Source organism: Micromonospora sp. DT63, from assembly GCF_049841615.1.
In the GTDB taxonomy this organism is placed as follows: Bacteria; Actinomycetota; Actinomycetes; order Mycobacteriales; family Micromonosporaceae; genus Micromonospora.
Map to the genome: position 1 here is coordinate 610,155 of NZ_JBNCKQ010000002.1, position 9,154 is coordinate 619,308.

The 9,154-nt window shown below is 68.6% G+C and carries 6 protein-coding genes; all 6 read right to left on the reverse strand.

The window, feature by feature from the left end; translation table 11 throughout:
* Nucleotides 1-128 precede the first annotated feature (128 nt).
* The 6 genes from fusA to ACLQ27_RS09680 all read right to left on the reverse strand — a co-directional run bounded on the left by fusA (nt 129) and on the right by ACLQ27_RS09680 (nt 8,994).
* A complete protein-coding gene (gene fusA, locus ACLQ27_RS09655) occupies nt 129-2,225 on the reverse strand; it encodes an elongation factor G (protein ID WP_308195352.1) in 2,097 nt (698 codons plus the stop codon).
* Nucleotides 2,226-2,301: 76 nt separating this feature from the next.
* Nucleotides 2,302-2,772 (reverse strand): 30S ribosomal protein S7, encoded by a 471-nt coding sequence (gene rpsG, locus ACLQ27_RS09660; RefSeq protein ID WP_007465317.1) that lies wholly within the window; start codon nt 2,770-2,772, stop codon nt 2,302-2,304.
* 1 nt (nt 2,773) lies between these two features.
* Nucleotides 2,774-3,148 carry a 30S ribosomal protein S12 gene (rpsL, locus tag ACLQ27_RS09665; RefSeq protein WP_007465318.1) on the reverse strand — a complete coding sequence of 125 codons (375 nt, stop codon included), beginning with the start codon at nt 3,146-3,148 and terminating at the stop codon, nt 2,774-2,776.
* Nucleotides 3,149-3,626: 478 nt separating this feature from the next.
* Nucleotides 3,627-4,007: a hypothetical protein gene (locus ACLQ27_RS09670; RefSeq protein WP_234583480.1), complete on the reverse strand. Its 381-nt coding sequence runs from the start codon at nt 4,005-4,007 to the stop codon at nt 3,627-3,629.
* Nucleotides 4,008-4,644: 637 nt separating this feature from the next.
* Nucleotides 4,645-5,013: a hypothetical protein gene (locus ACLQ27_RS09675; RefSeq protein ID WP_425866380.1), complete on the reverse strand. Its 369-nt coding sequence runs from the start codon at nt 5,011-5,013 to the stop codon at nt 4,645-4,647.
* Between the two features lie 93 nt (nt 5,014-5,106).
* Entirely contained in the window at nt 5,107-8,994 is a 3,888-nt protein-coding gene (locus ACLQ27_RS09680; protein WP_357494499.1) for a DNA-directed RNA polymerase subunit beta', read from the reverse strand.
* Nucleotides 8,995-9,154: the final 160 nt, after the last annotated feature.

Consider the following 9,154-nt stretch of genomic DNA (forward strand, 5'->3'; position numbering starts at 1 on the left):
GGCCGGAGAGCTTTTGTGGGTTCTGCGGCGATGAAGCCTACAGGCCCGGTCTCACGCGATCCGATCGTGGTGGCCGCGGGCGGGTGAAGCCACCCGCGACCGACCACGAATCACCTGCTCAGGGGACGTTACTCGCCCGTCGCCTTGGCGATGATCTCCTTCGCCACGCTCTGCGGAACCTCGGCGTAGGAGTCGAACTGCATGCTGTAGCTAGCCCGGCCCTGGGTCTTCGACCGCAGGTCGCCGACGTAGCCGAACATCTCCGACAACGGCACCAGAGCCCTCACGATGCGGGCGCCGCTGCGCTCCTCCATCGCCTGGATGATGCCGCGGCGGGAGTTGAGGTCGCCGATGACGTCACCCATGTTCTCCTCAGGAGTGGTGACCTCAACGGCCATCATCGGCTCGAGCAGTGCGGGGTCGGCCTTGCGGGCCGCGTCCTTCATCACCATCGAGCCGGCGATCTTGAATGCCATTTCCGACGAGTCGACCTCGTGGTACTGGCCGTCCAGCAGGGTCAGCTTCACACCGACCAGCGGGAAGCCGGCCAGGATGCCGTACTGCATGGCGTCCTGGGCGCCGGCGTCCACCGACGGGATGAACTCCCGCGGGATGCGGCCACCGCTGACGGCGTTGGCGAACTCGTAGGTCGGCGAGTCGTTGTCCAGCGGAAGCGGCTCGACGCTCACGATGACGCGGGCGTACTGGCCGGAACCACCGGTCTGCTTCTTGTGGGTGTACTCGACCTTGTCCACCTTGCGGCGGATGGTCTCGCGGTACGCCACCTGGGGCTTGCCGACGTTGGCCTCGACGTTGAACTCGCGGCGCATCCGGTCGACCAGGATGTCCAGGTGCAGCTCACCCATGCCGGAGATGACCGTCTGACCGGTCTCCTCGTCCAGCTGGACGCGGAAGGTCGGGTCCTCCTCGGCCAGGCGCTGGATCGCCGTACCCAGCTTCTCCTGGTCGGACTTGGTCTTCGGCTCGATCGCCACCGAGATGACCGGCTCCGGGAAGGTCATCGACTCCAGGATGACCGGGTTCGCCGGGTCGGAGAGCGTGTCGCCGGTGGTGGTCTGCTTCAGACCCTGAACGGCGATGATGTCGCCGGCCTGCGCCGACGGACGCTCTTCACGCTTGTTGGCGTGCATCTGGTAGATCTTGCCGATCCGCTCCTTGCGGTCCTTGGTGGAGTTGACCACCTGGGATCCGGAATCGAGCGTGCCGGAGTAGACCCGGACGTAGGTGAGCTTGCCCAGGTGCTTGTCCGTCTGGATCTTGAAGGCCAGGCCGGAGAAGGGCTCCGAGTTGGACGGCTTGCGCAGCAGCGGGGTCTCGCCGTCGGTGGCCGTACCCTCGATCGCCGGAACGTCCAGCGGCGACGGCAGGAAGTCGACCACGGCGTCGAGCATGGGCTGGACGCCCTTGTTCTTGAACGCCGAGCCGCACAGCACCGGGTTGGCCTTGCCGGCGATGGTGGCACGCCGGATGGCGGCCTTGATCTCCTCGACGGAGACCTCCTCGCCTTCCAGGTACTTCTCCATCACCGAGTCGTCGACGTCGGCGAGGGTCTCCATCAGCTTCTCGCGCCACTCGGCCGCGGAGTCGGCCAGCTCGGCCGGGATCTCCTCGATCGCGTAGTCCTCACCCTTCTGGGTCTCCCCGCGCCAGGTGAGAGCGCGCATGCCGACCAGGTCGACGACACCGATGTGGTCGCCCTCGAGCCCGATCGGGATCTGGAGCACCAGCGGGGTGGCGTTCAGCCGGTCGATCATCATCTGCACGCAGCGGAAGAAGTCGGCGCCGGTCCGGTCGAGCTTGTTGACGAAGCACATCCGCGGGACGTTGTACTTGTCGGCCTGCCGCCAGACGTTCTCGGTCTGCGGCTCCACGCCGGCGACACCGTCGTAGACCGCGACCGCACCATCCAGCACACGCAGCGACCGCTCGACCTCGACCGTGAAGTCGACGTGGCCAGGCGTGTCGATGATCTGGATCGTGTGGCCCTTCCACTCACACTTGGTAGCAGCGGAGGTGATGGTGATACCACGCTCCTGCTCCTGCTCCATCCAGTCCATGACGGCAGCGCCCTCGTGGACCTCACCGATCTTGTACGTGATGCCGGTGTAGAACAGGATTCGCTCGGTGGTCGTGGTCTTACCGGCATCGATGTGCGCCATGATGCCGATGTTGCGTACGTTGGCGAGCGCGTCTGCGGCGGCCACTTCAATCCCTACTTATCGTCGTCTCGACTCAACTGGTGGCGGTTCCGGCGCCCGGTGGGGCGCCGGAACCAGGGTGTTACCAGCGGTAGTGCGCGAAGGCCTTGTTGGACTCGGCCATCTTGTGCGTGTCCTCGCGCCGCTTGACGGCGGCACCGAGGCCGTTGCTCGCGTCCAGCAGCTCATTCATCAGCCGCTCGACCATGGTCTTCTCGCGACGGGCGCGGGAGTAGGTGACCAGCCAGCGCAGGCCCAGGGTGGTCGCCCGGGTGGGGCGGACCTCGACCGGAACCTGGTAGGTGGCGCCACCGACACGACGGCTGCGCACCTCGAGGGTCGGCTTGACGTTGTCCATCGCCCGCTTGAGGGTGACGACCGGGTCGGTGCCGGACTTCTCGCGGCAGCCCTCGAGGGCCGCGTACACGATCGACTCGGCGAGCTGACGCTTGCCGCGGAGCAGGATCTTGTTCACCAGCTGGGTGACCAGCGGCGAGTTGTACACCGGGTCAGCGACCAGTGGCCGCCGCGGAGCGGGTCCTTTACGCGGCATGTCAGCTCTTCTCCTTCTTCGCGCCGTAACGGCTGCGCGCCTGCTTGCGGTTGCGGACACCCTGGGTGTCCAGCGAGCCGCGGACGATCTTGTAACGCACGCCGGGGAGGTCCTTCACCCGGCCGCCGCGAACGAGCACGATCGAGTGCTCCTGCAGGTTGTGACCGACGCCCGGGATGTAGGCGGTCACCTCGATCTGGCTGCTGAGCTTCACACGAGCGACCTTGCGCAGCGCGGAGTTCGGCTTCTTCGGAGTGGTGGTGTACACGCGGGTGCACACGCCGCGCCGCTGGGGGGACCCCTTGAGCGCCGGGGTCTTGGTCTTGGTCGTCTTGGCCTGACGGCCCTTTCGGACCAGCTGCTGGATGGTGGGCACCGGGTTTCTCCGCTCCCTTCGGCCGCTGCACGCGGCCGCGCCGTCTGCTCGTTAGCCGGCCTGATGACCGGCTCTCCTACATTCCGACCAGGGTCACCTTGCGGAGGCCCCGGCACCCGCGGTCGGGCGTGTCGCCCAACTCACGGTCCCGGTGCGGACGCTTTCGCAGGCGTACCGGGTTTCTGTCACCGGCACGCGGATCGCCCCGCCCCGGATCTCTGGCTTGTCGTGCCGCCGTCCGGAATCCGGAACCAGCGCACGCACGAGTTGCCCGGGCACGCCCGGGCACAAGGGGAAAGAGTACCTACCACAGCCGCCCAGGTCAAAACGGAATGGGTCGGCGACTGTCTCACACTCGCCGGCCGGATCTCGTCCCGCCTCGTCGCCCGCGATGGGCACCTACGGACACAAGTGTACCGGCTTCCCCGCCGGACCACCCGTCGCCCCCGGGCAGGCACCGCAGACCCGGTGCACGGCCTCACGTCAGGGTGATCAGCAACGCCAGACCCAGACCCAGCAGGCTGAGCAGCGCACCCGCCGCACCGCAGCTGATGCCCGCCACCGCCAGCCCGCGCCCGGTGAACCGTACCGCCGACGGCGCGGCCGGCCGGCTGATCTGCCGCCGGCCCAGCAGACCGATGACGATTGCCGCCACCCCCGCCAGGACCCCCAGCACGGTGAAGGCGCCGGACGCCCAGACGCCCCCGTCGTTGCCGAAAGCCACCCCGAAACAGATCACCAGGAGCGAGACCAGGATCGACGCGATGCCCGCCACCAGCGCCCCGGTCGCCAGTCCGGAGGTGACCGGCGGCACATCCAGGTGCACCACGCCGAACGGCGTACCCGGCACCGCCTCCACCCGCTTCGGCGGCCGCCGCTGGTCGTCGGTGGGCGGAGGCACCGGTCGGGCGGGAGCCACACCCCACCCGGGCGACTGGCCCTGCGCCGGCTGACCCCAACCCCCGGGCGCACCAGGCCCCGACGGCGGCTGACCCCAGCCGGGCGGCGCACCGACCCCCGACTGCGGGTGCCCCCAACCCCCCGGCGCACCAGGCCCGGACGGCTGCTGACCCCAGCCCGCCGGCGCACCAGGGCCCGACGGCGGCTGACCCCATGCCTGCGGCAGCGGCGCCCCGGAAGCGGGATGGGGCTGGCCGTATCCGGGCGGATAGACCCCGCCCCACTCGGCAGTGGGCGGACCCCACGCGGGCGCGGGCGGCGCACCCCAACCCGACGGCGGCGTACCCGGATCGGGAACGTCGGCGGGTGGGGCGGGCTGCCCGTCCGGATCGGGTTGCGCCCGGTCGTTCGGTGCGGAGGGGGCCGGGCTCGCGGCCGGCGCGTCAGGATGCCCCGCCGGCTCATCCGCCGGGGGCCGCGCCGGTTCCGTCACGAGGTCCTCCTGTCGACAGGGCCGCCAATCGCCGCGCGGCGGACACCGGCCAGGCTACCGCCGCAAGCGGCGCCGTTCGCGCTGGGCGTGGCCGGTGGAACGGTCAGTCCATGTTCGCCGGGTAGTCGTGGCCGAACGGCGTGCCAGCCACCCGAACCACCCCGATCACCACGGCGACGACCACGCTCACCGCGACCAGGATGAGGCCGATCCAGGCCAATCGCTCCCCCTGCCGCAGCCAGACGCCGCCGGTCAGGAAACCCCCCGAGGCGTACGCCTCCCGGCGGGCCTGGCGGGCCAGTTGCAGCGCGACCGTCGCCGGCACCACCCCGCCGATGAACAGCCCGGTCAGCATGCCCAGCAGCCCCAGCGCGAACACCGCGCGCGCCTTCGTGGCACGGGCCGGGTCCGGATCCAGCGGGTGGCGCAGGCCCTGGGACGCGACGGACACCTGTCCGGGTGCGGTCGTCATGCCTCCATCATGCCCAACCCGGTCGACGGGCGGGTCGGTCCGGACACGACGAGGCCCCCGGCAGGTGCCGGGGGCCTCGTCGGTGTTCAGTGCTTAGCGGTACGACCCGAAGTCGAAGTCGTCCAGCGGCACAGCCTGCCCGCTGGCCGGCCCGAACCCGTAGTCGGTCTCCGGGTAGCCGGTCATCGAGTAGACCTTGGCCTTGGCCTCCTCGGTCGGCTCGACCCGGACGTTGCGGTACTTGCTGATGCCCGTACCGGCCGGGATGAGCTTACCGATGATCACGTTCTCCTTGAGGCCGACCAGCGAGTCGCTGCGCGAGTTGATCGCAGCGTCGGTCAGCACCCGGGTGGTCTCCTGGAAGGAGGCCGCGGAGAGCCAGGAGTCGGTGGCCAGCGAGGCCTTGGTGATACCCATCAGCACCGGACGGCCGGCGGCGGGCTCGCCACCCTCCGACACGAGTCGGCGGTTCTCCGACTCGAACAGCGCCCGGTCGACGAGCACACCCGGCAGGAACTCGGTCGAGCCGGAGTCGATGACCGTCACCCGCTTGAGCATCTGGCGGATGATGATCTCGATGTGCTTGTCGTGGATGAGCACACCCTGCGAGCGGTAGACCTCCTGGACCTCACTGGTCAGGTGGACCTGGACCGCCCGCGGACCCATGATCCGCAGCAGCTCGTGCGGGTCGATGGTGCCCTCGGTCAGCTTCTCGCCGACCGCGACGTGACCGCCGTCGTGGGTCCGGAGCTTGACGCGCTTCGAGATCTTGTCGTACACGATCTCGTCGCTGCCGTCGTCCGGCACCACGATGATCTTCCGCGAGCGCTCGCCGTCCTCGATCCGGATCCGACCCGGGGTGTCGGCGATGGGCGCCTTACCCTTCGGGACCCGAGCCTCGAAGATTTCCTGGACACGCGGCAGACCCTGGGTGATGTCCTCACCCGCGACACCACCGGTGTGGAAGGTACGCATCGTCAGCTGCGTGCCCGGCTCACCGATGGACTGGGCGGCGATGATGCCGACAGCCTCACCGATGTCGACCGACTTGCCGGTCGGCAGCGAACGGCCGTAGCAGGCCGCGCAGACGCCCAGCTTCGACTCGCAGGTGAGCACGCTGCGCACCCGGACCGTCTCCACGCCGGCGGCGACGATCTTGTCGACCCCGATGGAGTTGATGTCCTGGCCGCGCTCGGCCACCACTGTGCCGTCCGGCCCCTTGATGTCGTCGGCCAGGGTCCGGGCGTGCACGCTGGTCTCGGCGTGGGTGTGGACGACGAGCTTGCCGTCCAGCTTCTCGCCGATCTGCATCGGGATCGCCCGGTCGGTGCCGCAGTCCTCCTCGCGGATGATCACGTCCTGCGAGACGTCCACCAGACGACGGGTCAGGTAACCCGAGTCGGCGGTCCGCAGGGCGGTGTCCGCGAGACCCTTACGGGCACCGTGCGTGGAGATGAAGTACTCCAGCACGGACAGACCCTCCCGGTAGCTGGCCTTGATCGGCCGCGGGATGATCTCGCCCTTCGGGTTGGCCACCAGACCACGGATCGCCGCAATCTGCCGGAGCTGGAGCAGGTTACCGCGGGCACCCGAGTTGATCATCTTCCACAGTGGGTTCTCCTGCGGCAGCGCGGTGTCCATCTCCTTGGCGACCTCGTTGGTCGCCTTGGTCCAGATCTCGATGAGTTCGCCGCGACGCTCCTCGGCGGTCATCAGACCACGCTGGTACTGCTTGTCGATCCGGTCGGCTTCCTTCTCGTACTTCGCCAGGATCTCCGCCTTACGCGGCGGAGCGATGACGTCCTCCATGCCGATCGTCACGCCGGACCAGGTGGCCCAGTGGAAACCGGCCTCCTTGAGCCCGTCCAGGGTGGCGGCCAGCGCCACCTTGGGGAAGCGCTCGGCGAGGTCGTTGACGATCGCGGAGAGCTGACCCTTGCGGATCTCGTAGTTCACGAAGCGGTAGCCCTGCGGCAGCGTCTCGTTGAACAGCACCCGGCCCAGGGTGGTCTCCACGGTCAGCGGGTCACCCTCGACCCAGCCCTCCGGGGCGGTCCACGCCTCGGAGCCGGAGCCGTTGTCGACACCGACCACGCCACGCAGGCGGATCTTCACCGGCGCCTGCAGGTGCAGCTCGCCGTTGTCGAACGCCATCCGCGCCTCGGCGTCCGAGCTGAACGCCCGGCCCTCGCCCTTCTCACCGGCGGTGAGGTGGGTGAGGTGGTAGAGGCCGATGACCATGTCCTGCGTGGGCATGGTGACCGGCTTGCCGTCGGCCGGCTTGAGGATGTTGTTCGACGACAGCATCAGGATCCGCGCCTCGGCCTGGGCCTCGGCGGACAGCGGCACGTGCACCGCCATCTGGTCACCGTCGAAGTCGGCGTTGAACGCGGTGCAGACCAGCGGGTGGATCTGGATCGCCTTGCCCTCGACCAGCTGCGGCTCGAAGGCCTGGATGCCCAGGCGGTGCAGGGTCGGCGCCCGGTTGAGCAGCACCGGGTGCTCGCCGATGACCTCTTCCAGCACGTCCCACACGACCGGGCGCTGACGCTCGACCATCCGCTTGGCGGACTTGATGTTCTGCGCGTGGTTGAGGTCCACCAGCCGCTTCATCACGAAGGGCTTGAACAGCTCCAGCGCCATCTGCTTGGGCAGACCGCACTGGTGCAGCTTGAGCTTCGGGCCGACCACGATGACCGAACGGCCCGAGTAGTCGACGCGCTTGCCCAGCAGGTTCTGGCGGAACCGGCCCTGCTTGCCCTTGAGCATGTCGGACAGCGACTTGAGCGGGCGGTTACCCGGGCCGGTGACCGGCCGGCCGCGACGGCCGTTGTCGAACAGCGCGTCGACGGCCTCCTGGAGCATCCGCTTCTCGTTGTTGACGATGATCTCGGGTGCGCCGAGGTCGATCAGCCGCTTGAGGCGGTTGTTCCGGTTGATCACACGCCGGTACAGGTCGTTGAGGTCCGAGGTCGCGAAGCGGCCACCGTCGAGCTGCACCATCGGGCGCAGGTCCGGCGGGATGACCGGGACGCAGTCCAGCACCATGCCGAGCGGCGAGTTGCGAGTGTTCAGGAACGCCGCCACGACCTTGAGCCGCTTGAGCGCCCGGATCTTCCGCTGGCCCTTGCCGGACCGGATGGTCTCCCGCAGGCTCTCGGCCTCGGCGTCGAGGTCCATGTTCTGGACCAGCGCCTTGATCGCCTCCGCGCCCATGGAACCGGTGAAGTACTCACCGAACCGGTCGCGCAGCTCGCGGTAGAGCAGCTCGTCGGTGACCAGCTGCTTCGGCTCCAGCTTGCGGAAGGTGTCCAGCACCTCGTCCAGGCGGTCGATCTCGCGCTGGGCCCGGTCGCGGATCTGGCGCATCTCGCGCTCTCCGCCCTCCTTGACCTTGCGCCGGACGTCCGCCTTGGCACCCTCGGCCTCCAGCTCGGCCAGGTCGGCCTCGAGCTTGGCGGCCCGCTTCTCGATCTCCGAGTCGCGGCTGTTCTCGGACTGCCGCTTCTCGGCCAGGATCTCGTTCTCGATCGTCGAGAGGTCACGGTGACGCGACTCGGCGTCCACGCTCGTCACGACGTACGAGGCGAAGTAGATGATCTTTTCGAGGTCCTTGGGGGCGAGGTCCAGCAGGTAGCCCAGCCGACTCGGAACGCCCTTGAAGTACCAGATGTGGGTCACCGGAGCGGCGAGCTCGATGTGCCCCATCCGCTCACGACGGACCTTGGAGCGAGTCACCTCGACGCCGCAGCGCTCACAGATGATGCCCTTGAACCGGACGCGCTTGTACTTACCGCAGTAGCACTCCCAGTCCCGCTGCGGACCGAAGATCTTCTCGCAGAAGAGTCCGTCCTTCTCCGGCTTCAGGGTGCGGTAGTTGATCGTCTCAGGCTTCTTGACCTCGCCGTGCGACCACTGACGGATGTCGTCGGCGGTGGCGAGACCAATGCGCAGCTCGTCGAAGAAGTTGACGTCGAGCACTCTGTCCCCTATGTCGTCGTCTGTACTGCTAATTCTCGGGTGGGGTCGGGGGCCCGCGAGCCCGCCCCCCACCGCCCACCACAGACCGCTTCGACCCAGCTCGGCGCCCGCCGGGACAGGTCCAAGCCCCGCGCCGCCGCCGCCCCGAACACCACCGCGT

What these genes read in the sequence shown, in the direction of transcription:
- rpsG (WP_007465317.1), bottom strand. Translation starts at nt 2,772, where the DNA reads ATGCCGCGTAAAGGACCCGCTCCGCGGCGGCCACTGGTCGCTGACCCG.
- ACLQ27_RS09675 (WP_425866380.1), bottom strand. Translation starts at nt 5,013, where the DNA reads ATGACGACCGCACCCGGACAGGTGTCCGTCGCGTCCCAGGGCCTGCGC.